General features: G+C 65.5%; 20 protein-coding genes. 9 read left to right on the top strand and 11 right to left on the bottom strand.

The window, feature by feature from the left end; genetic code table 11:
• Nucleotides 1–617: 617 nt before the first annotated feature.
• Entirely contained in the window at nucleotides 618–1,664 is a 1,047-nt protein-coding gene (locus tag FYM52_RS14965) for a metal-dependent hydrolase (RefSeq protein ID WP_154164677.1), read from the bottom strand.
• Nucleotides 1,665–2,056: 392 nt separating this feature from the next.
• Here FYM52_RS14965 and FYM52_RS14960 point away from each other — a divergent pair, with 392 nt between their 5' ends.
• Nucleotides 2,057–3,031: a tripartite tricarboxylate transporter substrate binding protein gene (locus FYM52_RS14960; protein ID WP_154164676.1), complete on the top strand. Its 975-nt coding sequence runs from the start codon at nucleotides 2,057–2,059 to the stop codon at nucleotides 3,029–3,031.
• Nucleotides 3,032–3,796: 765 nt separating this feature from the next.
• On the opposite strand, the gene FYM52_RS14955 is transcribed toward FYM52_RS14960, so the two are convergent.
• From FYM52_RS14955 to gatC, 4 genes are all read right to left on the bottom strand, one after another.
• Nucleotides 3,797–5,113 carry a hypothetical protein gene (locus FYM52_RS14955; protein ID WP_162524744.1) on the bottom strand — a complete coding sequence of 439 codons (1,317 nt, stop codon included), beginning with the start codon at nucleotides 5,111–5,113 and terminating at the stop codon, nucleotides 3,797–3,799.
• A 48-nt stretch (nucleotides 5,114–5,161) separates the two neighbouring features.
• Nucleotides 5,162–6,610, bottom strand: a complete 1,449-nt coding sequence (gatB, locus tag FYM52_RS14950) for an Asp-tRNA(Asn)/Glu-tRNA(Gln) amidotransferase subunit GatB (RefSeq protein ID WP_154164674.1) — start codon at nucleotides 6,608–6,610, stop codon at nucleotides 5,162–5,164.
• A 113-nt stretch (nucleotides 6,611–6,723) separates the two neighbouring features.
• Nucleotides 6,724–8,214, bottom strand: coding sequence for an Asp-tRNA(Asn)/Glu-tRNA(Gln) amidotransferase subunit GatA (gene gatA, locus FYM52_RS14945; RefSeq protein WP_154164673.1), 1,491 nt, complete (start codon nucleotides 8,212–8,214; stop codon nucleotides 6,724–6,726).
• Nucleotides 8,215–8,235: 21 nt separating this feature from the next.
• Nucleotides 8,236–8,535 carry an Asp-tRNA(Asn)/Glu-tRNA(Gln) amidotransferase subunit GatC gene (gatC, locus tag FYM52_RS14940; protein WP_154164672.1) on the bottom strand — a complete coding sequence of 100 codons (300 nt, stop codon included), beginning with the start codon at nucleotides 8,533–8,535 and terminating at the stop codon, nucleotides 8,236–8,238.
• A 222-nt stretch (nucleotides 8,536–8,757) separates the two neighbouring features.
• On the opposite strand from gatC, the gene FYM52_RS14935 reads away from it, so the two are divergent.
• The 4 genes from FYM52_RS14935 (at nucleotide 8,758) to mrdA (ending at nucleotide 13,579) form a co-directional block, all read left to right on the top strand.
• Nucleotides 8,758–9,801 carry a rod shape-determining protein gene (locus FYM52_RS14935; protein ID WP_042419115.1) on the top strand — a complete coding sequence of 348 codons (1,044 nt, stop codon included), beginning with the start codon at nucleotides 8,758–8,760 and terminating at the stop codon, nucleotides 9,799–9,801.
• A gap of 150 nt (nucleotides 9,802–9,951) precedes the next feature.
• The gene (gene mreC / locus FYM52_RS14930; protein ID WP_081770795.1) at nucleotides 9,952–10,944 is read left to right on the top strand and encodes a rod shape-determining protein MreC; all 993 of its coding nucleotides are present in this window, start codon (nucleotides 9,952–9,954) and stop codon (nucleotides 10,942–10,944) included.
• Nucleotides 10,941–11,459: a rod shape-determining protein MreD gene (gene mreD, locus FYM52_RS14925; protein ID WP_042419113.1), complete on the top strand. Its 519-nt coding sequence runs from the start codon at nucleotides 10,941–10,943 to the stop codon at nucleotides 11,457–11,459. Before mreC ends, mreD begins: the two co-directional genes overlap by 4 nt.
• Nucleotides 11,460–11,521: 62 nt before the next feature.
• On the top strand, nucleotides 11,522–13,579 hold the full coding sequence (gene mrdA / locus FYM52_RS14920) for a penicillin-binding protein 2 (protein WP_081770796.1): 2,058 nt from the start codon (nucleotides 11,522–11,524) through the stop codon (nucleotides 13,577–13,579).
• Nucleotides 13,580–13,966: 387 nt separating this feature from the next.
• Here the strand turns inward: mrdA and FYM52_RS14915 are convergent, their stop codons facing one another.
• From FYM52_RS14915 to FYM52_RS14895, 5 genes are all read right to left on the bottom strand, one after another.
• Nucleotides 13,967–14,893, bottom strand: a complete 927-nt coding sequence (locus tag FYM52_RS14915; RefSeq protein ID WP_051519605.1) for a DMT family transporter — start codon at nucleotides 14,891–14,893, stop codon at nucleotides 13,967–13,969.
• Nucleotides 14,894–15,013: 120 nt separating this feature from the next.
• Nucleotides 15,014–15,769: an amino acid ABC transporter ATP-binding protein gene (locus FYM52_RS14910; protein WP_154164671.1), complete on the bottom strand. Its 756-nt coding sequence runs from the start codon at nucleotides 15,767–15,769 to the stop codon at nucleotides 15,014–15,016.
• A complete protein-coding gene (locus FYM52_RS14905; RefSeq protein WP_154164670.1) occupies nucleotides 15,766–16,548 on the bottom strand; it encodes an amino acid ABC transporter permease in 783 nt (260 codons plus the stop codon). Before FYM52_RS14905 ends, FYM52_RS14910 begins: the two co-directional genes overlap by 4 nt.
• Before the next feature lie 114 nt (nucleotides 16,549–16,662).
• Complete coding sequence (locus tag FYM52_RS14900) at nucleotides 16,663–17,433, bottom strand: ABC transporter substrate-binding protein (protein ID WP_154164669.1); 771 nt, start codon at nucleotides 17,431–17,433, stop codon at nucleotides 16,663–16,665.
• Nucleotides 17,434–17,724: 291 nt separating this feature from the next.
• The gene (locus FYM52_RS14895) at nucleotides 17,725–18,483 is read right to left on the bottom strand and encodes a TSUP family transporter (protein ID WP_154164668.1); all 759 of its coding nucleotides are present in this window, start codon (nucleotides 18,481–18,483) and stop codon (nucleotides 17,725–17,727) included.
• A 347-nt stretch (nucleotides 18,484–18,830) separates the two neighbouring features.
• Here FYM52_RS14895 and FYM52_RS14890 point away from each other — a divergent pair, with 347 nt between their 5' ends.
• Both FYM52_RS14890 and FYM52_RS14885 read left to right on the top strand, forming a co-directional pair.
• Nucleotides 18,831–20,138 (top strand): ammonium transporter, encoded by a 1,308-nt coding sequence (locus FYM52_RS14890; protein ID WP_370513857.1) that lies wholly within the window; start codon nucleotides 18,831–18,833, stop codon nucleotides 20,136–20,138.
• Between the two features lie 41 nt (nucleotides 20,139–20,179).
• Complete coding sequence (locus FYM52_RS14885; protein WP_162858928.1) at nucleotides 20,180–20,500, top strand: hypothetical protein; 321 nt, start codon at nucleotides 20,180–20,182, stop codon at nucleotides 20,498–20,500.
• 132 nt (nucleotides 20,501–20,632) lie between these two features.
• Here FYM52_RS14885 and FYM52_RS14880 read toward each other — a convergent pair whose 3' ends face one another.
• On the bottom strand, nucleotides 20,633–22,354 hold the full coding sequence (locus FYM52_RS14880) for a GMC family oxidoreductase (protein WP_154164665.1): 1,722 nt from the start codon (nucleotides 22,352–22,354) through the stop codon (nucleotides 20,633–20,635).
• 220 nt (nucleotides 22,355–22,574) lie between these two features.
• Between FYM52_RS14880 and FYM52_RS14875 the strand changes: the two genes are divergently transcribed.
• Complete coding sequence (locus FYM52_RS14875; protein ID WP_154164664.1) at nucleotides 22,575–23,702, top strand: ABC transporter permease; 1,128 nt, start codon at nucleotides 22,575–22,577, stop codon at nucleotides 23,700–23,702.
• Nucleotides 23,703–23,705: 3 nt separating this feature from the next.
• Nucleotides 23,706–24,518 carry an ABC transporter ATP-binding protein gene (locus FYM52_RS14870; RefSeq protein WP_154164663.1) on the top strand — a complete coding sequence of 271 codons (813 nt, stop codon included), beginning with the start codon at nucleotides 23,706–23,708 and terminating at the stop codon, nucleotides 24,516–24,518.
• The last annotated feature ends 2 nt before the right edge of the window (nucleotides 24,519–24,520 follow it).

Below are 24,520 nucleotides of genomic sequence, written 5' to 3'. Positions count from 1 at the left end.
GAGTATGCCTTGGGGCGGTGGTGGTGCTGTGGCAGGCCGCACCAGGGCCGGCGGCGCGTGGATGCAGTCTGGGGCGTGCTTTGGGGGCTGCGCGGGTGCGTGGGGCGGAGGCAGGGAGCCGCCCGGCAGCGACCCGATTGCTTTTGCTACGTCCAAAGCAACCGGGGTTCGCGCTTGCACGGGGTGCCACGCATGGTGCGCAGCCATGTGCGTGGAGACCCCAGAAAAGACGACGCTGGCAGCGGGCGGTCCGGCAGAACGCCCTGTGCGACGGCGTCACTCCGTTCAAACCACTGCCGGGAATTAGAAGCAAACCCGAAAGCGTGCGCGTCTTGGCACGCACGCGCTGGGGCTGGGATGCCCGCTACGGGGTGTTGAGCCGGTAGGGTTGGCGGGGCGAGCAGGTTGTTAGCGTGGCCAACACCACCCCGCCCACCACAGCTGGGCGGTCGAGACGGGGCGTGAAGCCGCAGACCGTACGCCCGGTACGGCCAGGCGCAACCACGGCGTACCGAGGGTGGGGTTCGCCAATCTGGATGAAATGGGTAGCTGGCGCTGATCCAGCCTGCGCCGGCAGCTCACTTTTTAGAAAAAGCGGTTCGCTGTGCGGCCTGCGCTTATTGGTGCGCCGTCGCGGCGGGGGCACGCAGATCGCGACCCAGGATGCGGTCGATCAGCGCGGACAGGCTGAAGCCGGACGACAGCACAGCGCTGACCTTGTGCGGTTGCGTCTGCCCCGCATCCAGCTGCGCGGGCGTGCCCAGGTCGAAGACAAAGCTGTAGTGCGGCTCATGGCCCATGCGCAGGTCGGTCAGCAGCACGCGGCTGTCGCGCAGCTCCATGCGGATGGGGCCCTGGGTGAAGCGCTGCATGGCCTGCACCGCAGGCACGCTGGCCCAGCGCTGCAGGTATTCCTGGCCGCGCTGCGTGGCGGTCAGGGGGATGTGGTGCCCCTGGTCCAGCAGGCTGTAAAAGCCCTCGTAACTGTGCGTGGGCGTGATCGCCAGCACCCGCCACAGCACGGTGTTGAACGGCGTGGCATAGACAAACAGCTGGGCATCGGGCACGCCTTGTTCGGCCAGGGCCTGCTGCGCCACGCTGCGCACCTGGTGCTGGGCGCCCACGCTCCACAACAAATAGCAGCAGCTGAAGACCAGCGCCCAGCGGTTGGGCCCCCGCCAGTCCACCCCGCGCCGCGCGCGCAGCCCGGACAGCAGCAGGCCCAGCAGCAGCGGCAGGGTGTAGAGCGGATCGATGATGAACACGCTGCCCACGGCAAACGCGTGGTCGGTGAAGGGCTGCAGGAACTGCGTGCCATAGCTGGTCATGGCGTCGATGCCCACGTGCGTCAGCAGGGCCAGCAGCCAGGCCAGGCTCCAGCGCGCCGTCAAATTCGGCGCACCCGCAGGCGCCTTGCGGTCCACCAGCTTATGCGTCAACCAGCCGAACAGCGGTGCCGCCAGCGTCAGAAAAAACAGCGCATGCGACTCGGCCCGGTGGCGCACCATGTTCAGCAGATCGTCGCCATGGTCGATCAGCACATCCAGATCGGGCACCGTGCCCGCCACGGCGCCCACCAGGGCGGCCTTGGCAAAGGACGTGCGGCGGTCCATGACGGCCACCGTCACGCTGGCGCCGAGCACGGCTTGGGTCAGAGAGTCCATAGGGTGGGGGTTCTAGCGAAGGCGTTGAAGGGGGAGGGCCGGCGCGGGCCAGGGCGAAGCGCAGACGTTGCCCGTATTAGGCGGCCTGGGAAGGGAAAAGTTCTGTGGGTGGTGACTTGCATGGTGGTCTGGCTGTGGCCGGGAGGCGCCCGGCGGCGCAGGTGATGTGGGTCGCGCCCAACCCAAGTGCCCCACACATCAGAGGGCCGTGTGACCCATCAGCAGTCGCGTCGATCGCAGCGAGATGGACAGCGGCGGATACCTGCTGATATGGGGCAAGGTGTCACAACGGCCAACAATTCCGTGGGAGGCATGCTGCCCTGGTGCTTGCGGGATTGTCGCGATGCGGCAGCGTGGGCGACGGACTAAGCTGGATGGCAGGAGACAACACGATGCACAAAACCCTGCTTTTGGCGGCCGCGACCTGCGCGGCCACGACGTTTGCGGCCCCGGTGGCTGCGGCCTACCCCGACAGACCCATCAAATTGATCGTGCCCTTCCCGCCCGGGCAGGCGACCGACATCTTTGCCCGCGCCCTGGCTGAAAAGTTGGGCCAATCCCTGGGCCAGCCCCTGGTCGTGGAAAACAAGGCCGGCGCGGGCAGCAACATCGGCAGCGAACAGGTGGTGCGCAGCCCCGCGGACGGCTACACCCTGCTGGTCGCCGGCAGCGCCATGGCCGTGAACCAGACGCTGTACAAAAAGGTGAACTTCGACCCGCGTGTGGACCTGGTGGGCATCAGCCTGATTGCCAAGGTGCCCCTGGTCTTCCTGGCCCACCCCAGCGTGGGCGTGCGCAGCATGAAAGACCTGGTGTACAAGGCCCGTGCCGAGCCCGGGCGCTGGAACTACGCCAGTGCCGGCATCGGCGGCACCCAGCACCTGAGCGGCGAGATGGTCAAGGCGCGCGCCAAGCTGCAGATCGAGCACATCCCCTACAAGGGCAGCGGCCCGGCGCAGGCCGACTTTTTGGGCGGACAGGTGCCGCTGATGGTGGATTCGGTCACCGCCGCCCTGGCCAACATCCAGGCTGGCAAGGCCATCCCTTTGGGCGTGACTTCCAGCACCCGATCCAGCCAGTTGCCGGAGGTGCCCACCATCGCCGAATCCGGCCTGCCCGAGTTCCGTGGCTTCGAGGCCGTGGGCTGGCTGGGCCTGATGGCACCCAAGGGCACCCCCAAAGACATCATCGACAAACTCAACCGCGCAACCGTGGCCATCTTGCGCAGCCCCGAGATGCGCAAGTTCATCAGCGACCGTGGCTCCGAGGCCGTGCCCACCACCCCAGCGGAGATGGACGCATTTGTGGCGGCGGAGATCACGCAGTGGGGGCAGGCGGTGAAGCAATCCGGTGCTTCGGTGGACTGAGTGGCGTGTCCGGGTGCACCGCCTGCTGAGGTGCTTTCATTGAAAGTGATAGCTGGTAGTGTAGGTGCGGACTGGGCTGGAGGCCAAAAAGGCTTTAAGTCCTAGGGGGCTGAGGGAGAAGCGCTTTTCGGCTGTGCTGTCTTGGCGCTGCGCTTATTGGCTGGTGTTTGGGGATGCGCGGGGCGCCGCTGGCCGGGATGTGCGCCCGGCGGCGCAGTTCCTTTCTTTTGCTCCGCCAAAAGAAAGGAACCAAAGAAAAGGCGGCCCTGCTGCCTGCGACCCCGACGTTGCACGTCGGGGCAGCCGCGGTGCTCAACCCCGGGACGGCGCCGCGGAACTCGCTGCGCGGCAAGCCGCTCCGCTCAGACAGCCGCGGAGGGTCAGTCTACGAAGCGGGTGTGTCCTTCGGCACACCCGCCCGTCCCGGGGTCTGCGCGCCTTGGCGCAGTCAGAAGGGTTGATGGAGAGGAAGCCAGGCTGCAGTGAAACTGATAGCTGCTGACGCAGGTGAATATTGGGCTAGAGGCCAAAAACGCTTCAAGTTCCTGCACGCTGGCTTGAAAGCGCGTCGCGACCGTCGGGAAAAATCAACGGCTTTTCACTGAAAGCACAGCCCTTGCCGGTCGTTTAACTCCCTGCTGCCCGTGCCGCAGCGCACAGCGAAGGGTCGCGGGCAGCAGGGAGCATTTCTGTGCTTACTTTCTTGTTGCGCAACAAGAAAGTAAGTCGTCCGAGAACGAAGTACTGGCGCATTTAAACACTCGATTACTCAACCTCGGCAGGCTTGTTTTTGCTGAGTAGTTCTTCCAAGGCTTCTAAAAAAGCAGTTACTTCTGGCGATATGCTGGAGTTTTCCTTAGACTCGAAAATTGCACGCCTATGCGCAAGTGCATAAGCATGGTAGATCGGATCGTAAAAAGAAAATGTGCCAGAGTTTTCATTGAACTTCAAAATTCGCCCTTTTTCTGGAAGGCTTAATTTTTCTAAGCGTTGTTTGAATCCGGTGTTTGGGTATTCAGGGAATTCGCGTTGGATTTTTTGCAATAAATCTAATCGACCTGCTTCGCCATTCTTAAAGTCACACAAAGCTTGGATGATTATTTTTTCGTGATGAAATTTTGATTTTCTCTTTTGATTCAGCGCTTTTTCGAACGAGCTTTGAATATTGTCAGAGGATTCTTCTATATAGCTGAGAAGTGCCTCATCCCAATTTTTCTTTGTTATTTTTATTGAGGAGGGTGCTGTTTCTAGAACATTCGCGGAATAGCAAATGTTCAAACAGAGAGTATGTGCAACAGAAGCCATTCCTGCAGAGTGTTGAACAATTAGATTTTTAAATAATTCTGGGAATCCTATGTTGAGAAGGGCTTCTCCTTTTACAACTATTGATTTTATTTCTTCTGCAGTCATTAATGGGACGTGAATCTCTGAAACGCGATGTTTCATTTCAGGGTCATAATCAATGACTTGTCTAGCTGTATTTGTTGCGCCGATTGCAATTATTTTCAATGATGGATAATCATCTGATAAATCCATGAAAACCTTCATAAGTTGAGATAGATAATGCTTTTCTCCATCTTCAATCTTATGGAAATCTTCAATAACCCAGCAGGCATTGCTTTCACCAATTAATTTTCCAAGCGTAGGAGGGGTAAGTTGCGGTGGAATAATTGGTGTTAGTTTATTTTGACCTTCTGATTTTCTATGGATCTCGAACTGACTTTTTATATCTGTGAAAAGTTTTGGAGGCTCGACGGATATTTTAAAGCCTATTTCATTTTTTTGAGTTTTCTCTGATATGTAGTAAGAGTCTAGCTGTGAAAACGCATCAAAAATGATTTGATCAAATTTCATTCCTCGCATACATCTGGTAGTAATGTGATGCTCGTAGGTTTGAAGAAGTTTGTTTTGTAAAAGTGTGCTTTTCCCAACACCGGAATGACCGAACACGACGATCTGCTTTCCTGGGGTCATTAGGGCTCGGACTAATTTTTCGCGAACAGTTTCTCGTTCAATAAAAGTCTTCTTCGCAGGCTTGCTAGGGGTGAAGACTTCGTTTGTTTGGTGAATTTCTTGTCTCATTTTTTTATAAAAAAAAGCCACGCAATGCGTGGCTTGTAACGATCTTTTTTATGCGATCAATTTTGCCTTCAACAGCTCATTGACTTGCCCGGGATTCGCCTTCCCCTTGGACGCCTTCATCACCTGCCCGACCAGGGCGTTGAACGCCTTGTCCTTTCCCGCGCGGTATTGCTCGACGTTGCCGGGATTGGCGGCGATCACCTCGTCGATGATGGCTTCCAGCGCGCCGGTGTCGTTCATCTGCTTGAGGCCCTTGGCGTCGATGACGGCGTCCACGTCAGCGCCTTCACCCGTCCACAGCGCTTCAAACACCTGCTTGGCGGCGTTGTTGCTGATAGTGCCGTCGCTGATGCGGCCGATCAGGGCGGCCAGCTGTGCGCTGCTGACCTTGACCGCGTCCATGCCGATTTCTTCGGTGTTCAGGCGGCGCGAGATTTCGCCCATCACCCAGTTGCTGGCCAGCTTGGCCTGGCCGCAGGCCTGGGCGGTGCGCTCAAAGTAGGCGGCCATGGCTTGCGACTGGGTCAGCGTGGTGGCGTCGTACTCGGGCAGGGCGTACTGCTCGACAAAGCGGGCGGCCATGGCGCGCGGCAGTTCGGGCATGGCGCCCTTGACCTGCTGCACCCAGCTGTCGGCCACGACCAGCGGGGGCAGGTCGGGGTCGGGGAAGTAGCGGTAGTCGGCCGCGTCTTCCTTGGTGCGCATGGCGCGGGTTTCGCCGGTGTCGGGGTTGAACAGCACGGTGGCCTGCTGGATCTCGTAGCCGTCTTCAATCTGCTCGATCTGCCAGCGGATCTCGTAGTCGATGGCGATCTGCATGTTCTTGAACGAGTTCAGGTTCTTGATCTCGCGGCGGGTGCCCAGGGGCGCACCGGGCTTGCGCACGGACACGTTGGCGTCGCAGCGGAACGAGCCTTCCTGCATGTTGCCGTCGCAGATGCCGATCCAGGTGACGATCTTGTGCAGTTCCTTGGCGTAGGCCACGGCTTCTTCGGTGCTGCGGATGTCGGGTTCGGTCACGATTTCCAGCAGGGGTGTGCCCGCGCGGTTCAGGTCAATGCCGGATTCGCTGGGGAACTGGTCGTGCACGGACTTGCCGGCGTCTTCTTCCAGGTGGGCACGCACCAGGCGCACGGTGTGCAGCTTGTCGCCGACGTAGAAGCTGACCTCACCGCCTTGCACCACGGGAATCTCGAACTGGGAGATCTGGTAGCCCTTGGGCAGGTCAGGGTAGAAGTAGTTCTTGCGCGCGAAGATGCTGCGCGGCGCGATGTGCGAGCCCAGGGCCAGGCCCAGCTTGATGGCGCATTCCACGGCCTGCTTGTTCATCACCGGCAGGGTGCCGGGCAGGGCCAGGTCCACCGCGCAGGCCTGGGTGTTGGGCGCGGCGCCGAAGGCGGTGCTGGCGCGGCTGAAGATTTTCGATTGGGTCGCCAGTTGGGCGTGGGTTTCAAAGCCGATGACGACTTCGTAGCCCTGAATCAGTTTCGCAGTCATGTTGTCGTGTGTCCTTGCTGCTGTGCATGCGGTGCTGGCAGCGCGGCGGGGGGCAGAGGCTGATAGTGTTTTTGGCCTCTGGCGCTTGTCCCGCTTGCGCTGGCAGCTATGGTTTAGATACCGGCGGGGCGTTGCAGGTGGAAGTCCGTGGCCTGCTGGAAGCGGTGCGCGGCGTTGAGCAGCTGGGCCTCCGAGAAGTAGTTGCCGATCAGCTGCAGGCCCACGGGCAGGCCGCCGTGGCCAAAGCCGGCAGGCAGGCTCAAACCGGGCAGGCCGGCCAGTGAGGCGGGCAGGGTGAACACGTCGGCCAGGTAGTTGCTGACGGGGTCGGCCTTGCCACCAATCGCCCAGGCGGTGGTGGGCGCGGCGGCGCCGGCGATGACGTCGCAGTCCTTGAACGCGGCCTGGAAGTCGTCGGCAATCATGCGGCGGATCTTCTGCGCCTGCAGGTAGTAGGCGTCGTAGTAGCCCTCGGACAGCACGTAGGCGCCGATCATGATGCGGCGCTTGACCTCGTCGCCAAAGCCTTCGGCGCGGGTCTGCTTGTACATGTCGTTCAGGTCGGTGAACTTGGCAGCGCGGTGGCCGAACTTCACGCCGTCAAAGCGCGACAGGTTGGACGAGGCCTCGGCCGGCGCCAGGATGTAGTACACGGGCACGGACAGCTCGGTGCGCGGCAGGCTGATGGGCACCAGCTTGGCGCCCAGCTTTTCGTATTCCTTCAGGGCGGCATCCACGGCGGCGCGCACGTCGTCGGCCAGGCCTTCGCCAAAGAACTCGGCGGGCACGCCGATGCGCAGGCCTTCGATGCTGTCGTTGAGCTTCAGCGTGAAGTCTTCGGCGGGGTGGTCCAGGCTGGTGGAGTCACGGTCCAGGTCGGGGCCGCACATCTCGCTCAGCAAGAGCGCGCAGTCTTCGGCGCTGCGGCCCATGGGGCCGGCCTGGTCCAGGGACGAGGCGAAGGCGATCATGCCGTAGCGGCTAGCGCGGCCATAGGTGGGCTTGATGCCGGTGATGCCGCAGAACGAGGCGGGCTGGCGGATTGACCCACCGGTGTCGGTGCCGGTGACCGCAGGGGCCAGGCGGGCGGCCACGGCGGCGGCGGAACCGCCGGAGGAGCCACCGGGCACGCGCTCGGGGTTCCAGGGGTTGCGCACGGGCTGGGGTGCATCGAAGCCCACGGGCGCGATGGCGGAGTTCTCGTTGGCGCCGCCCATGGCGAATTCGTCGCAGTTCAGCTTGCCCAGGGTCACCACGCCGGCGTCGGCCAGCTTGCGCACCACGGTGGCGTCAAACGGCGACCGGTAGCCTGCCAGCATCTTGCTGGCGGCGGTGGTGGGGAAGTCCTGGGTGACGAAGATGTCCTTGTGCGCGATCGGCACGCCGGCCAGGCGGCCGCCCTGGCCGGAGGCGATCAGCGCATCGGCCGCCCGGGCCTGCGCCAGGGTGGTGGCTTCGTCGATAGCCACAAAGGCACCAAGGTTTTGGTGCGCCTGGGCGCGTGCCAGGAAGTGCTGGGCCGCTTCGACGGCGGAGACGTGTTTGTTCTTCAGCTGGGCGGCCAGCTCGGCCACGCTCAGGTGGTGCAGTTCGGTAGTGCTCATGGGAAATGCTGTGCCTTGCGCTTATTCGATGACCTTGGGCACGAGGAACAAGCCCTCGCCCTGCGCAGGGGCGTTGCGCATATTGGCCTCACGCTGGTTGGGTTCACTGGCCACATCCTCGCGCAGGCGCAGGGCGATGTCCTGGATGGCTGCCACGGGGTGGGCCAGCGGCTGCACGCCCGAGGTATCCACAGCCTGCATTTTCTCGACGATGCCGAAAAATCCGTTCAATTGCGATAGCATGCGCTCACTTTCTTCTGGAGAGAGGGCAAGCCGCGCCAAGTTGGCGATGCGGTCAATGTCTTGGGAGGTGAGTGCCATAGGTTTTCTGCGGTTCGAAACCGGATGTAAAGCTGTCAGACGGCATGCGCCGCCATGAGTTATTCACAGGGGATACGGTATTATCTTGTCTTTGCACGATTCGCACCCCCGCAGGGTGGTGATTGTGTAGAAAAGCCAATCCCTGATTCCCCCTGATTCCTGTTGATCTACACCCCGGCGATGGCAGGCCGAAGCGCATGCTGTGCCTGAGAGGAAAATTGAATGTTCGGAGCTTTCCGTCGGTACTTCTCCACCGATCTGGCCATTGACCTTGGCACTGCCAACACCCTGATCTTCGCCCGCGACAAGGGCATTGTGCTGGACGAACCTTCCGTGGTCGCCATCCGCCACGAAGGCGGTCCCCACGGCAAGAAGGTGATCCAGGCCGTCGGCGCCGAAGCCAAGGCCATGCTGGGCAAGGTGCCCGGCAACATCGAAGCCATCCGCCCGATGAAGGACGGCGTGATCGCCGACTTCGTGATCACCGAGCAGATGATCAAGCAGTTCATCAAGATGGTGCACCCCCGCAATGTGATGACGCCCAGCCCGCGCATCATCATCTGCGTGCCCTGCGGCTCGACCCAGGTGGAGCGCCGCGCCATCAAGGACGCTGCCGAAGCCGCCGGTGCCACGGCTGTGTACCTGATCGAGGAACCCATGGCTGCCGGTATCGGCGCCGGTCTGCCCGTGTCGGAAGCCTCCGGCTCGATGGTGGTGGACATCGGTGGCGGCACGACCGAAGTGGGCGTGATCTCGCTGGGCGGCATGGTCTACAAGGGCTCGGTGCGCGTCGGTGGTGACAAGTTCGACGAAGCCATCATCAGCTACATCCGCCGCAACTACGGCATGCTGATCGGCGAACCCACGGCGGAACTGATCAAGAAGCAGATCGGCTCGGCCTTCCCAGGCTCCGAAGTCAAGGAACTGGAAGTCAAGGGCCGCAACCTGTCCGAAGGCGTGCCGCGCAGCTTCACCATCAGCTCCAACGAGGTGCTGGAAGCCCTGACCGAACCCCTGAACCAGATCGTCTCGGCCGTGAAGAATGCGCTGGAGCAGACGCCGCCCGAACTGGGCGCCGACATTGCCGAGCGCGGCATGATGCTGACCGGTGGTGGCGCGCTGCTGCGTGACCTGGACCGCCTGCTGGCCGAGGAAACCGGCCTGCCCGTGCTGGTCGCCGAAGAGCCACTGACCTGCGTGGTGCGCGGTTGCGGCATGGCCCTGGACAGCCTGGACCGCCAAGGCAGCATCTTCACCAGCGACTGATGCGCTTGACGGCCTGCCGCGCGGCCCTGGATGCCCTGGCAGTAGGCCCTGATTGGAATGGTTCTCCATGTTCTCTGTGAAAGCTCGCGCAGTCAGCAGGTCGGGCGGTTCGCCCGTCCGTGAAATGCCACATCCCATGAGGGGGGCGGCATGAGCCTGAGAACGCTGGAGCGCGACGCGCCCTCCCTCTTCAAGCACGGCACCTCGCCCACGACGCGGGTGCTGCTGCTCAGCGCCCTGTCCGTGATGCTGATGCTGGCCGACGTGCGCTTCAAGCTCACCGAGCCCGTGCGCCAGGCCGTCTCCGTGGTGCTGTTCCCCCTGCAATGGGCGGTGATGCAGCCTGTGGGCTGGCTGTCCAGTGGCAAGGCCTATTTTGGCGATCTGCATGCCGCCCAGGCCGAGGCCGTGGAGGCACGCCGCCTGATGACCGAGATGACCATCAAGGCCCACAATGCCGAGCAGCTGCTGGAAGAAAACCAGCAACTGCGCAGCCTGCTGGGCCTGCGTCCCCGCCTGGTGGTGCCCACCGTGGCGGCCGAGGTCATGTACGAAACCCCGGACAGCTACACGCGCCGCGTGGTGCTGGACAAGGGCCAAGTGGCCGGCGTCGAGCCCGGCAGCCCGGTGATGGACGATGTCGGGGTGCTGGGGCAGGTGACCCGCGTGCAGCCGTTCTCCAGCGAGGTGACCCTGCTGTCCGACCGAGACCAGGTGATTCCGGTGATGGTGGAGCGCACCGGCGTGCGGGGCGTGGCCTACGGCGATGCCTCCAACCTGCGCACCGACGGCATGGAGCTGCGCTTTATGCCCAATGATGCGGATGTGCAGGTGGGCGACGAGCTGGTCACCAGCGGCGTGGACGGTGTCTACATGGCTGGCTTGCCGGTGGCCCGCGTGATCGAGGTCGAGCGGCGCAACCAGTCGCCCTTCCTGCGCATCTACTGTGAACCCGTGGCCCGCCTGGACGGCGCGCGCCACGTGATGGTGCTGACGCCGCTGAACGTGCTGAAGGCCGCCCATGTGCCCGAGGTGCAGCCCAGCGTGCCCACGCCGCAGGAGGCCAAGGCGCAGCGCGAAGACAAATCTGCCCAGCGCCGTGCCGGCGCCAGCAACCTGCCAGGACCAGGAGCCCAGCCATGATCATGCCGCGCGGTCAGCAACTGCTGATGCCGGTCAAGCCCGGTTTCATCGTCTTCAGCATTGCCCTGGTGTTTTTGCTGAGCCTGCTGCCCCTGGGCGGCTTTGTCTGGATGCCCGACCTGTTGATGATGGTGCTGGCCTTCTGGGCGCTGCACCATCCGCACCGCCTGGGCATGGGGGTGGCGTTTGTGTTGGGGCTGGGGGTCGATGTGCAGCAGACGGCCTTGTTGGGTCAGCATGCACTTACTTATGTGCTGGTGGTCTATGCCTCGCAGCGTGCCAGCCGGCGCATGATGTGGTTCTCGCCGTTGACCCAGGCGCTGCAGGTGCTGCCCATGTTTGCCGGTGCCCACCTGCTGCAGATGCTGATCCGCATGGTGGCGGGTGGCATGTTCCCCGGCTTTTCGGTGGCCCTGGCTCCGGTGCTGGAGACGCTGCTGTGGCCCCTGCTGAGCGCCGTGCTGCTGGCGCCGCAGCGCCGCGCCCCCGATGCGGACAGCAACCGTCCGCTGTAAGGGCTGTCTGATGCCGGGCTTCTTCCGCTTTCTTCCCGCCCTGGGCACTTGCAGGAGCTGCCATGGGCCGGTTTGAGGTACGCAACAGCGAAGCCGAGCAGTACAAGTTCCGGCTGCGCGTCGGCGCGGTGGCCTTGCTGGTGCTGCTGCTGTTCTGCATTCTGCTGTTCCGCCTGTTCGTGCTGCAGGTGGTGCGCCACGACGCCTTTGCCGAGCGCGCCGAGAACAACCGCACGGCCGTGGTGCCCATCGTGCCCAACCGGGGCCAGATCCTGGACCGCAACGGCATCGTGCTGGCGACCAACTATTCGGCCTACACGTTGGAGATCACGCGTTCCAAGGTCAAGGACATGGACGAGACCATCGACGCCCTGTCTGAGCTGGTGGAGATCACGCCCCGCGACCGGCGCAAGTTCCGCCGCCTGATGGAGGATTCCAAGCGCTTCGAGTCCGTGCCGCTGCGCAGCCGCCTGTCCGACGAGGAAGTGGCGCGCTTCGCGGCCCAGCGCTGGCGCTTTCCCGGCGTGGACATCAAGGCCCGCTGGTTCCGCAACTACCCGTTGCAGGACGTGGCCGGCCACGTGGTGGGCTACATCGGCCGCATCAACCAGAAAGAGCAGGAAGCGCTGGAGGACAGCGACGACTATGCGAACTACCGCGGCACCGAAGTCATCGGCAAGCTGGGCATCGAGCAAAGCTACGAAAAGCAGCTGCACGGCCTGACCGGCTGGGAGCAGTTGGAGACCACGGCCGGCGGCTTTGCCGTGCGCCGCCTCAACAGCCGTCCAGCGACGCCGGGCGATTCGGTGGTGCTGACCCTGGATGTGGGCCTGCAAAAACTGGTGGAAGACCTGTATGGCGAGCGCCGCGGCGCGCTGGTGGCCATCGACCCGCGCAATGGCGAAGTGCTGGCCATGGTCAGCAAGCCGTCCTACGACCTGAACCTGTTCGTCGACGGTATCGACCAGGAAAACTGGGACCTGCTGAACAACTCCATCGACCGCCCCCTGCTCAACCGTGCGCTGCGTGGCACCTACCCGCCAGGTTCCACCTACAAGCCGTTCATGGCCCTGGCCGGCCTGGAGTCGGGCAAGCGCAAGGTGGACACCACCATCCAAGACAACGGTAGCTGGACCTTTGGCGGCCACACCTTCCGCTCAGGCCACCCCAACGGGCCGACCAACCTGCGCCGCTCCATCATCAAATCGTCCAACGTGTACTACTACATGCTGGCCAACGACATGGGCGTGGACATGATCCACGACTACCTCTCGCCCATGGGCTTTGGCAGGCCGACCGGCATCGATGTGCAGGGCGAAGGCCGTGGCGTGCTGCCTAGCACCGAGTGGAAGCGCAACACCTACAAGCGCCCCGAGCAGCGCAAGTGGTATGCGGGCGAAACCATCTCCCTGGGTATCGGCCAGGGCTACAACCACTTCACCCTGCTGCAGGTGGCCAACGCCACCGCCATGCTGGCCAACCATGGCGTGCAGCACCGCCCGCACCTGGGCAAGGCGACGCTGGGGGCGGTCTCGCGCCAGTACGAAGCGCTGTACAAGGAGCCGGGCACGCCCATGGGCTACAAGCCCGAGCACGTCGAAGCCGTGCGCAGCGCGGTGGCGGCCGTGACGGTCGAAGGCACGGCTCGCCGTGTGTTCGCCGGGGCGCCCTACACCTCGGGCGGCAAGACGGGGACGGCCCAGGCCGTGACCATTGGCCAGAAGGACAAGTACAACGCGGCCAAGCTGGCCGAGCACCAGCGCGACCACTCGCTGTACATGGCCTATGCCCCAGCCGAAAACCCCAAGATCGCCCTGGCGCTGATCGTGGAAAACGCGGGCTTCGGCGCCGCCGCGGCCGCGCCGATTGCGCGGCGGGTCTTCGACTACTGGTTGCTGGACCATTACCCCAGCGAAGAAGACATGGCTGCCATGCGCAAGGGCCAGGCCACCACCCCCATTGGCACACCACGCAGTGGCAAGGAGATGATGGCCCGCTACGAGCGCGTGGACCTGCCCAGCCTGGGGGCGCCGCGCGCCCTCGAAACCTTGAGCGGCGGCGACCTGGCGGTGCCGCACGCACAGGACAGCAATCCGGCCGAGCCCGAGGTCGAGGACTGAGCGCCAGTCCGGGTGGGCCTGACAGCTTGGGCTATCCGGGCGCCGCGTGGGCCGCAGCGCCAGCCCTTGCAGGCAGTCACCGATGGGGGGCACATCCAGCACCGGCAGGTCGGGCGCGATGTGCCGCACCGGGCGTGCCGTCCGGGATGGTGCTGCCCCGCCCACGCGCGCAGACGCTGGCAGTCGGCCGCACGCCATCTCCCGCCACGGCAGGATCGACGGTCCCAGGCGCTGGGGCCATGCAGGCGCGCATGCCGCCAATAACGCGTGGCGGGCGTTGTCCCTGCAGGGCACAAGCGCCAGTCCTTCTACGGGATCGGGTGCTCAGCCTTGCATGGCGCGCAGCACAGGCGCGTGCGCACCCCGCCTGCAGCACGGTATTGGGCGTCAGGCGTTGGGCTTTGCCGTGGCCGGAGGCAGGCTGCGGGCACGTGGTGCAGCCTGCGGTGGCGTCCACTGGCTGAAGATCAGCGCCACCACCATCAGCGCTGCGCCGCACAGGGCCAGCGCGCCCATGCGCTCGTCGATCAGCCACCAGGCGGTCAGCGCGGCAAACACCGGCTCCAGCCCGAAGACGATGGCGCTGCGCATGGCGTCCAGCCGCTGCTGGCCCCAGGCCTGCAGCACCACCACCAGGGCGCTGGCCACCAGGCCCAGGTAGGCGATGGCCAGCCAGGCGCCGGGGGACAGGGCCTGCGCCTGCGTCTGCAGCCGCTCGAACCCCTGGGGCTGCAGCCACAGCATCAGCGTGGTGCAGGTCCACATCGAGCCGGCCAGCGCCGCCGCCATGCGCGTGGCGCGCAGGGGGGCCGCCTGGTGGCGCCGCGCGGCGGCCTCCAGCCCGAGGATGTACAGGGCGTAGACCACGGCGCTGCACAGCGTCAGCGTGTCGCCCCGGTTCCAGGGTGTGTCCTCGAAGAACATCAGGCACATGCCGGCCACGGCCAGGGCGCAGGCGGCCCAGACCTGCCAGCCGGTGCGGCGGCGCAGCACCAGCCAGGCGATCAGCGGCACCAGCAGCACGTTCAGGCCGGTGACGAAGGCGTTGCGGTTGCTGGTGGTCAGCGCCAGGCCTTCGATCTGCAGCCAGAAGGCCAGGAAGTTCAGCACCCCCAGGCCCAAGCCCCAGTGCCATTCGGCACGCCGGATGCCGCGCCACAGCGGCAGCAGCACCAGGGCCGCCAGACCGAAGCGCAGCCAGATGATCTGCAGCGCCGACAGGTCGGTGGACAACTGCTTCATGGCGGGGAAGGTGGTGCCCCAGACCACGGTGACGGTCAGCAGGGCCGCCAGGCCCAGGCGTTCGGTGCGCATGCGATGTATGAAAAAAGGAGCGGCTCACGCTCGCATTTGCTGGGGTTTATGGTCAAAACAGTCTGAAACCAAGGAATGACAAGCGCCAACTGCTCCTGATGGTGATGATGGCGGGGGCGTCTAGTGGGCCATGCGGCCGATGAAGGCGGCAATGCGTTCGTTGCCCGGGCGGGCAAAGAACTCGGCCGGCGGGGCCTCGTGCGCAATCTGCCCCTGGTCGAAGAACATCACACGGTCGGCCACTTCGCGGGCGAAGCCCATCTCGTGGGTGACGACGATCATGGTCATGCCCTCGCGGGCCAGGCCGCGCATCACCTCCAGCACCTCCTGCACCATCTCCGGGTCCAGGGCGCTGGTGGGCTCGTCGAACAGCATGACCTGCGGCTGCATGGCCAGGGCGCGCGCAATCGCCACGCGCTGCTGCTGGCCGCCGGACAGCTGCCAGGGGTACTTGTGCGCATGGGCGGCCATGCCCACGCGCTCCAGCAGCTGCAGGGCCTGGGCGTTGGCCGTGGTGCGCGGCGTCTTGCGGATGCGGCGCGGCGCCAGGGTCACGTTGTCCAGCACGGTCATGTGGCCGAACAGGTTGAACTGCTGGAACACCATGCCGACTTCGCAGCGCTGCTGCTGCAGCGTGGCCTCGTGGTCCGTGACTTCCACGCCGGCGATGGTGATGCGCCCGCCGTCGTGCGGCTCCAGGCGGTTCAGCGCGCGCAGCAGCGTGGATTTGCCCGAGCCCGAGGCGCCGATGATCACGGTCACCTCGCCCTGGCAGAACTGGGTGGACACGCCCTGGAGCACCTGGTGCGCGCCAAACGACTTGGTGACGCGCTCACAGACGATGTAGGGCGTGCGGGTGTTGGCTGCGTGGCTCATTTCTGGCGGCCTTCCACGTCAAAGCGGTATTCGATGGCGGCGGTGACCTGGGTCACCAGCGTGGTCAGCACCAGGTAGGTGACGCCGACGGTGATCAGTGTCTCCACCGGCTGGAAGGTGGACGACTGGATGCGGTTGCCGACGTTGGTCAGTTCCACCACGCCGATGGCGTAGGCCAGCGACGAGTCCTTGAGCAGGGCCACGAAGTTGCTGACCAGGGGCGGCAGCGCAATCTTGAACGCCTGGGGAAAGACCACGTCCAGGAACACGCGGCCCTTGGGCAGGCCCAGGGCACGGGCGGCCTCGGTCTGGCCGCGCGGCACGGCGTTCAGCCCGGCGCGCACGGCCTCGGCGTTGTAGGCACCGACGTTCAGTGCCAGGGCCACGCAGGCGGCGGCAAAGTCCGGCAGGTTCAGGCCCGGCACCAGCACCGGCAGGGCGAAGTACATGAACAGGATCTGCACCAGCAGCGGCGTGCCGCGGATGATCCAGACATAGGCGCCGGCCACGCTGCGCAGCACGGCATGGCCAGAGGTGCGCGCCACGGCGGCCAGCACGCCCAGCAGCAGGCCGGCCGCGCCGCTGACCAGGGTCAGGTACAGCGTGGTGCGGGCGCCATCGGCAAATTCGGCGGCATGGTCGCCGATGGGTTCGGGCAGCAGGGCCAGCAGCTCGCCCAGCAGGGCGACGACCACCACCATCAGCAACAGGGCGGTGACCAGGGTGGCATTGCTGCGCTGGGTGCGGCTCCAGTGCGAGGGCCAAAGTGCAGTGAGCATGGGAAGAACAGCAGGTTAAACAACGCAAAAACGCCCTGGGGGCCAAAGCCTCAGGGCGTCATGGGGCGGCGGTGCCAGGCACCCGGCCTGGCAGCCACACCGCCCGGGCAGGTTTTATTGCGGGCAGCGGATGTCTTCCTGGAACCACTTGTGCGAGATCTTGGCGTAGCTGCCGTCCTTCAGGGAGGCGGCAAAGGCCTGGTTCCAGGCGGCGGCCAGGGGCTGGTTCTCCTTGGCCACGGCGGCAGCAATGCGTTCAACGAACAGCAGCTCGCCCTGGTGGAACTTGATCTTGGGGTTCTTGGCCAGCATTTCCTTGGCCAGGAAACGCTCGGTCACCCAGGCGTCGGCGCGCTGGGTCATCAGGGCGTTCATCGCGGCTTCGTTGGTGGGGAAGTTCACCACGCGCTTCACGCCGGGCACGTTTTTCTGCACGTAGTCCAGGTAGGTGGTGCCGGTCTGGGCCGACACGGTTTTGCCGGCCAGGTCCTTGGCGCCCTGGATGCTGGCGTCGCGGGCGATCACCTGCGCACCCGAGCAGTAGTGCGGGGCGGTGAAGGTGATGGCCTTCTCGCGCTCGGGCGTGATGCCGTGCGACGAGATGACCAGGTCCCAGCGGTCCTGCTTCAGGCCGGTCAGCAGGGCGTCGAAGGAAATCGTCTTCCACTCGAACTTCAGGCCCATCTTCTGGGCCAGGTGTTCGGCCAGATCGACTTCGAAGCCGGTCAGCTTCTTGCCCTCGAAGTAGGCAAAGGGGGCGTAGTAGCCTTCGGTGGCCAGACGCAGGGTGCCGTCCTTCTGGATGGCTTCAAGGGGACGTGCCTGGGCCACCGAAGTGCCCAGCAGAGCCAGCGCAGCGGCGGCAATGACGGAAAAGCGTTGCATGAAAGAGGTGCTCCTGGCGCCATCGCGCTGGCAAGGGCCCCGGCCCCATGCGGATGGGGCGCCGCTCACAGCGATGCAGCGGTCAAGAAAGGAGGGGGCTGTAGCCGCCGGACCGCCGGTCTGAGGACATCAGACCATCACAGCGGTGGGCCGGGCTACGCCGCAAAGCGGTGGTGCGCATGCACCAAGAATGTGCGGCTCGTCAGGCGAAGCAGGCAGCCATTATAAAAGCCGGCCAGCGTCCGTGCAGACGGCAGGCCTCGCCACTGACGGGGGATGTGACGCGCCGGCTCAGGCGCCGAAGGCGTCCCAGCCGGTTTTGCAGATCAGCAGGCTGACCACCACGATGAAGATCACGCGCACAAAGCCGGCGCCGTGGCGCAGCGCCATCCAGGTGCCCAGTACGCTGCCCAGGACGTTGGCGATCGCCAGCGGCACGGCAAAGTGCCACCAGACATGGCCCTTGAGCGCGAACAGCACGATGGCCGCCAGGTTGGTGGTGACGTTCATCAGCTTGGCGTTGATCGACGCGTTCAGGAAGTCATAGCCCAGCAGGCGCACCAGCAGGAACACGAAGAAACTGCCCGTGCCCGGGCCGAAGAAGCCGTCGTAAAAGCCGATGACCAGGCCGATGCCGGCCGTCAGCCACTGCGTGGTGCGCAGGCTGTGCGTGGGGGTGTGCTCGCGCCCCAGCTCCTTCTTGGCCAGGGTGTAGAGCAGCACGCCCAGCAGGATGAAGGGCAGCAGCTTGCGCAGGAAGTCGGGGTTGACCAGGGTGACGGCCCAGGCGCCGCTGAACGCGCCCACCCCGGCGGCCACGACGCCGGGGATGATCATCGGCCAGGTGATGCTGATGCGCCGGCTGTACTGCCAGGTCGACATCGCCGTGCCCCAGACGGCGGCGCTCTTGTTGGTGCCAAACAGGGTGGCGGGGGCCGCGTGCGGGAAGGCGGCAAACATCGCGGGCACCAGAATCAGTCCGCCACCACCCACGATGGCATCCACGAAACCGGCCAGGGCCGAAGCCAGAGAGACAAAAATCCATTCCATGATGGGCGCTGATTGTGCGCTGCTCACGGAGCGCTAAAACAAATAAAAAGCGCCGGTCTGGCCGGCGCTGGGGGAAAGGCATCTCATTGGCGGATGCTTTTTAGATATTGGTCTGGTTGTGGATCGAGTTGTCTCCTCGGGCCCTCCTTGCTGCACCTTGGTGCGCGCTAGAGTGGTGTGGACTGTAGACCCTGCGTTGGTTTGGTGCATCGGGGATTTCCCGCAAGCTGGTGGTGCGGTGTGTGACGGCCGAATGACACTGTGCGCCGTGGGTGTTTGGCGGCCGGTGTGCAGGCATGGCTTGTGCTTGGCTGGCGGCAACAACACTGCGGGGGAGCGACATGGAGATGCGAAGCAGGTGGGGCCGTCGGGCCCCGGGCGTGGCGCTGCTGGCCCTGCTGCCAGCGGCCGGGCAGGCCCAGCAGATGGTGGGGTTTGCGGCCATCGACAAGGCCGACACGGTCTGGGTGCTGGTGGCCACGGCCCTGGTGCTGCTGATGACGCTGCCCGGCGTGGCCCTGTTCTACGCGGGCATGGTGCGCCGCAAGAATGTGCTCAACACCCTGGCGGCGGTGCTGGGCGCGGCGTGTGTGGTCAGCGTGGTGTGGTTTGCCGTGGGCTATTCGCTGGCGTTCACCCCGTCCTCGCGCTGGATTGGCGGGCTGGAGCGGCTGTGGTTTGGAGGCCTGGACTACCAGCTGGCGCAGCAGCAACTGGCGGTCAGCCACATGGCGCCGCACATCCCCGAGGCGGCCTACGCCCTGTTCCAGCTGACCTTCGCCATCATCACGGCGGCCCTGATCGTCGGCGCCCTGGTGGAGCGCATGCGCTTTGCGGCGCTGATGCTGTTCATGGCGCTGTGGACCCTGCTGGTCTACGTGCCCGTGGCGCACTGGGTGTGGGAGCCGGGCGGCTGGCTGGCGCGCATGGGCGCGCTGGACTTCGCCGGCGGCGCCGTGGTGCACGTGAATGCCGGCGCGGCGGGCCTGGCTTGCGCCTGCTACCTGGGCAAGCGCACGGGCTATGGGCGCGAGGCCTTCCAGCCCTACAACCTGGGCTGGACCATGCTGGGCGCCTGCCTGCTGTGGGTGGGCTGGTTCGGCTTCAACGGCGGCTCGGCCCTGGCGGCCGACGGGCGCGCGGCCCTGGCCATGGTGGTCACGCACCTGGCGGCTGCCGGTGGTGCCCTGGGCTGGGCGCTGGGCGAATGGCTGCTGCACCGCCGCATGTCGGTGCTGGGTCTGTGCTCGGGCCTGGTGGCCGGGCTGGTGGCCGTGACCCCGGCGGCGGGCTTTGTGGACATGGGCGCGGGCCTGCTGATCGGCACCATCGCCGGGCTGGTCTGCTACTGGGGGGCCACGGGTTTCAAGCGCTGGCTGGGGGCCGATGACTCGCTGGATGTGTTCGGCGTGCACGGCATCGGCGGCATCGTTGGCTCGCTGCTGACCGGGGTGCTGGTCAGCGGCACGATTTCCGGGGCCAGCGGCAACCTGCTGGCGCAGTCCGTGGCGGTGGTGGCGGTGGCGGCGTTCAGCTTTGCCGCCACCTGCGTGCTGATGTGGTTGACCGACCGCCTGGTGGGTGTGCGCGTGGATGCCCAGGCCGAGCAGCAGGGCCTGGACATCAGCGAGCACCGCGAACACGTGGGCGCCTGACCCAACCGGCGGCCTGGGCCGCCTGCACAAGGAGGATGCCGATGGAGAACACCGAACGCATGGCCGCAGCCGCCCACCTGCACGTGGCGCTGCGGCGCAAGGCGGGCCGCGTGACCGATACCGACTGGATGGCGCGCAACGACGAGTACGCCCGCGAGATCGTGCGCGTGGCGCGGGCCCGCGCGGCGGAGGACGGCGATGCCGCCCTGGCCGGTCTGGCCGACCGGCTGGCGGCCCTGCTGGACGCCGGGGCAACGGCCCCCGCTCCGACGGTGTCGCTGGTGGAGCGTGTGGCGCACCGCCTGCGCGATGCGGCTCCGCCGGGCGACGAGGCCGGGCGCTACATCGGCGGATTGCGTTAGCGGGGGAGTCCTGAAAAAGGAGCTGGTTGCGCTTTGAAAGTCTTGGTTTCGGCGCGTTTTAATGCCGAAATCGGCTTTTAATCAGCGCAGGCAGCTCACTTTTTTCAATCCAGCCGACGGGTGCTGGACCGTTCACACGGTCAGCGCCTGGGCCGGTGCCTCGGGAGCGGCCGCCGCCAGGGGGGCCTGGCCCTCGCGCGCCTTGCGTTCGGCGCGGATCCAGCCGGCGGCCTTTTCCGCCAGCATCAGCGTCGGGCTGTTGGTGTTGCCGCTGGTGATGGTGGGCATGGCCCCGGCATCCACCACGCGCAGCGCCTGCACGCCGCGCACGCGCAGGCGGCTGTCCAGCACGGCCATGGGGTCGTCGTCGCGGCCCATCTTGGTGGTGCCCACGGGGTGGAAGATGGTGGTGGCAATGTCGCCGGCCAGGCGGATCAGCTCCTCGTCGCTCTGGTACTGGGTGCCGGGCTTCCATTCCTCGGGGGCATAGCGCGCCAGTGCTGGCTGGCTGACGATGCGGCGCGTCACGCGCAGGCTGTCGGCCGCCACTTGCTGGTCCTGGGCGGTGCTCAGGTAGTTGGGCGCAATCGCCGGCGCGTCCTCGAAGTTCGGGCTCTTGATGTGCACCGTGCCACGGCTGGTGGGGTTGAGGTTGCAGACGCTGGCGGTGAAGGCCGGGAAGCTGTGCAGCGGCTCGCCAAACGCATCCAGCGACAGGGGCTGCACGTGGTACTGCAGGTTGGGGTGCTCCAGCTCGGGGCGGCTGCGCGTGAAGGCGCCCAGCTGCGAGGGCGCCATGCTCATCGGGCCGCTGCGGCGCAACAGGTATTCCATGCCGATGCGCAGCTTGCCCCAGGGGCTGGCCGCCAGGGTGTTGAGGGTGAGCGCATCGCGCACCTTGTAGACCGAGCGGATCTGCAGGTGGTCCTGCAGGTTGGCACCCACGCCGGGCAGGTCCAGCGTGACCGGGATGCCAGCCTGGTGCAGCACCTCGGCCGGGCCGATGCCCGACAGCTGCAGCAGCTGCGGCGAGTTGACGGCCCCGGCGCAGACGATCACTTCCTCGGTGGCCGTCAGGTGGGCCAGCTCGTCGCCGGTCCAGACCTTGACGCCGGTGCAGCGCAGGGCGCCATCGGCCTGGCGCTCCACCACCAGGCGTGTGGCCTGGGCCATGGTCCACATCTCGAAGTTGGGGCGGCCATAGCACTTGGGGCGCAGAAAGGCCTTGGCCGTGTTCCAGCGCCAGCCGTCCTTCTGGTTCACTTCGAAATAGCCCACGCCCTCGTTGTCGCCACCATTGAAATCCTGTGTGGCCGGAATGCCGGCCTGCTGCGCCGCCTGGGAGAACGCATCCAGGATGTCCCAGCGCAGGCGCTGCTTCTCGACGCGCCATTCGCCCTTGTGGCCGTGCAGGCTGGCGAAGGCCGGGTTGGGCGGCTGGCCCTCGTCCAGGCGCCAGTGGCTTTCGTGTTTCATGAAGGCCGGCAGCACCTGCTCCCAGCGCCAGCTGTCGTCGCCGGTCAGCCCGGCCCACTGGTCGTAGTCGCGCGCCTGGCCGCGCATGTAGATCATGCCGTTGATGCTGGAGCAGCCGCCCAGCGTCTTGCCGCGCGGGTAGCGCAGGCTGCGGCCGTTGAGCCCGGCGTCGGCCTCGGTCTGGTAGAGCCAGTCGGTGCGGGGGTTGCCGATGCAGTGCAGGTAGCCGACGGGGATGTGGATCCAGTGGTAATCGTCCTTGCGGCCGGCTTCGATCAGCAGGACGCGCACGTTGCGGTCGGCGCTGAGGCGGTTGCACAGCAGGGCGCCTGCAGTGCCGCCTCCGATGACGATGTAGTCGAAAGAGGTGTCACTCATGAAGCAAGCCCGTGTGACCGGGCATCAATCGGCCTCCGGATTGGAAACCGTGGTTCCATTGTGTGGAATGCCCCGGGGCTGTCGATAGGGAAAGCGTGTAGTCTTGGTCTGACGATTTCGGTGTTGCACTGCAAAATGCACCGGCCGCTGGCTTGCGTTCCGTGGTTCGCGGCCGGGGCCAAAGCTTGTAAGCTGGCAGCGCTTCGACTTTTTTCATGCCATGACCGATACCCTTCCCCGTTTGCAGACCCTCCAGGACGCCGAAGGCGCCTGGGTGCAGTTGCAGGGGCGATGGGGCGCGGCGGAGCTGGGCCAGCGCCCGGTGTGGCAACAGCTGCAGCGCGCCCTGCGCAGCCATCCGGCTGATGCCGCCACGGGCTGGGACCTGCAGGCACTGCAATGGCTGGACCACATCGGCGCCCAGCTGCTGTGGCGCCACTGGCAGTACGCCTGGCCGCAGCGGGTGCGCCTGACCGATGCCCAGCGCACCATGCTGGCGCGCGTGGCCGCCCTGCGCCAGGCACCCGCGCCGGCACCGGCCCCGCTGTGCATGATGGACCGGGTGAACCAGTTGGGCCTGCTGGTGCTGCACGCGCTGGACCATTTCCAGCACCTGGTGGAGCTGGTGGGGCAATTGGTGCTGGACATCGGCCGCCTGCTGCGCGATCCGCGCAAAGGGCCCTGGCGCGATTTTTCCGGCCATCTGTACAGCATGGGGGCCACGGCGCTGCCGATCACGGCCCTGGTGGGCTTTCTGATCGGCGTGGTGCTGGCCTACCTGATGGCGCTGCAGCTGCGCCAGTTCGGCGCCGAGGCCTTCATCGTGAACATCCTGGGCATCTCGCTGATCCGTGAGCTGGGGCCGCTGCTGGGCGCCATCCTGGTGGCCGGCCGCTCGGGTTCGGCCATCACGGCGCAGATCGGCGTGATGCGCGTGACCGAGGAGCTGGACGCCATGCAGGTCATGGGCATCCGCCACGGCTTTCGTCTGGTGATGCCGCGCGCGCTGGCGCTGGCGCTGGCCATGCCGCTGATCAGCCTGTGGACCACGCTGGCGGCGCTGGCGGGTGGCATGCTGGCGGCCGACATGACCATGGGCATCTCGGCCGGCTACTTCCTGCAGGCGCTGCCGGATGCGGTGGAGATCGGCAACCTGGTGCTGGCCATGGCCAAGTCGGTGGTGTTCGGGGTGTTCATCGCGCTGATCGGCTGCCACTGGGGGCTGCGCGTGCAGCCCAACACCCAGAGCCTGGGCGCGGGCACGACGGCCTCGGTGGTGTCGTCCATCACCATGGTGATCGTGGTTGACGCCCTGTTCGCCATCGCTTTCAAAGATGTGGGGTTCTGAGCCATGACCACAGCCGCATCCCCCCACCCGCAGACGCCCCGCGCCATGGTGCAGGTCGACAAGCTGTGGAGCGTGTTCGGCGAGGGCGACAACGCCTTTGCCGTGCACCAGGACCTGGACCTGACCGTGTACCAGGGCGACATGCTTTCCATCGTCGGTGGCTCGGGTACGGGCAAGACGGTGCTGCTGCGCCAGATCCTGGGGCTGCTGCAGCCGGGGCGCGGCACGGTGACCACGCTGGGCCGGCCGGCGGCCGAGCTGTGCACCGAAGGCGCGGCCGCCCGCGTCGGCATGCTGTTCCAGCACGGGGCGCTGTACTCGGCCTTCAACGTGCTGGAGAACATCGGCTTTGCCCTGCGCGAGCTGGGCACGCTGCCCGCGGCCATGGTTGACGAGGCCGCCATGGTCAAGCTGCGCATGGTTGGCCTCCAGCCCGAGCACGCCACGCGCATGCCGGCCGACCTGTCCGGTGGTATGGTCAAGCGGGTGGCCTTGGCGCGCGCCCTGATCATGGACCCGCCGCTGCTGCTGCTGGACGAGCCGACGGCCGGGCTGGATCCGACCAGCTCCGACGAGTTCTGTGCCCTGCTGCGCGAGCTGCGCGCCGAGCTGGGGCTGACCGTGGTCATGGTCACGCACGACCTGGACACGCTGTTCGCCTTGTCCAGCCGCGTGGCGGTGCTGGCCGAGAAACGCGTGCTGGTGACCGGAACACCGCAGGAGGTGGCGCAATTCCCGCACCCCTTCATCACCACTTTCTTCCAGGGCGAGCGGGGTCGCCGGGCCATGGCACCCGCTCCGCAAGGAGGGCATTGAGC

The organism is Comamonas sp. CAH-2, assembly GCF_009668305.1.
In the GTDB taxonomy this organism is placed as follows: Bacteria; Pseudomonadota; Gammaproteobacteria; order Burkholderiales; family Burkholderiaceae_C; genus Comamonas; species Comamonas aquatica.
This window is presented reverse-complemented; position numbering and strand designations above follow the sequence as displayed.

Coding starts and splice junctions, on each gene's coding strand:
- mrdA (WP_081770796.1), top strand. CDS start 11,522: ATGGGCCGGTTTGAGGTACGCAACAGCGAAGCCGAGCAGTACAAGTTC.
- FYM52_RS14880 (WP_154164665.1), bottom strand. CDS start 22,354: ATGAGTGACACCTCTTTCGACTACATCGTCATCGGAGGCGGCACTGCA.
- mreC (WP_081770795.1), top strand. CDS start 9,952: ATGAGCCTGAGAACGCTGGAGCGCGACGCGCCCTCCCTCTTCAAGCAC.
- FYM52_RS14965 (WP_154164677.1), bottom strand. CDS start 1,664: ATGGACTCTCTGACCCAAGCCGTGCTCGGCGCCAGCGTGACGGTGGCC.
- FYM52_RS14895 (WP_154164668.1), bottom strand. CDS start 18,483: ATGGAATGGATTTTTGTCTCTCTGGCTTCGGCCCTGGCCGGTTTCGTG.
- FYM52_RS14875 (WP_154164664.1), top strand. CDS start 22,575: ATGACCGATACCCTTCCCCGTTTGCAGACCCTCCAGGACGCCGAAGGC.
- FYM52_RS14935 (WP_042419115.1), top strand. CDS start 8,758: ATGTTCGGAGCTTTCCGTCGGTACTTCTCCACCGATCTGGCCATTGAC.
- gatA (WP_154164673.1), bottom strand. CDS start 8,214: ATGAGCACTACCGAACTGCACCACCTGAGCGTGGCCGAGCTGGCCGCC.
- FYM52_RS14960 (WP_154164676.1), top strand. CDS start 2,057: ATGCACAAAACCCTGCTTTTGGCGGCCGCGACCTGCGCGGCCACGACG.
- FYM52_RS14870 (WP_154164663.1), top strand. CDS start 23,706: ATGACCACAGCCGCATCCCCCCACCCGCAGACGCCCCGCGCCATGGTG.
- gatB (WP_154164674.1), bottom strand. CDS start 6,610: ATGACTGCGAAACTGATTCAGGGCTACGAAGTCGTCATCGGCTTTGAA.
- FYM52_RS14955 (WP_162524744.1), bottom strand. CDS start 5,113: ATGAGACAAGAAATTCACCAAACAAACGAAGTCTTCACCCCTAGCAAG.
- FYM52_RS14885 (WP_162858928.1), top strand. CDS start 20,180: ATGGAGAACACCGAACGCATGGCCGCAGCCGCCCACCTGCACGTGGCG.
- FYM52_RS14905 (WP_154164670.1), bottom strand. CDS start 16,548: ATGCTCACTGCACTTTGGCCCTCGCACTGGAGCCGCACCCAGCGCAGC.
- FYM52_RS14915 (WP_051519605.1), bottom strand. CDS start 14,893: ATGCGCACCGAACGCCTGGGCCTGGCGGCCCTGCTGACCGTCACCGTG.
- FYM52_RS14890 (WP_370513857.1), top strand. CDS start 18,831: ATGCGAAGCAGGTGGGGCCGTCGGGCCCCGGGCGTGGCGCTGCTGGCC.
- FYM52_RS14900 (WP_154164669.1), bottom strand. CDS start 17,433: ATGCAACGCTTTTCCGTCATTGCCGCCGCTGCGCTGGCTCTGCTGGGC.
- gatC (WP_154164672.1), bottom strand. CDS start 8,535: ATGGCACTCACCTCCCAAGACATTGACCGCATCGCCAACTTGGCGCGG.
- FYM52_RS14910 (WP_154164671.1), bottom strand. CDS start 15,769: ATGAGCCACGCAGCCAACACCCGCACGCCCTACATCGTCTGTGAGCGC.
- mreD (WP_042419113.1), top strand. CDS start 10,941: ATGATCATGCCGCGCGGTCAGCAACTGCTGATGCCGGTCAAGCCCGGT.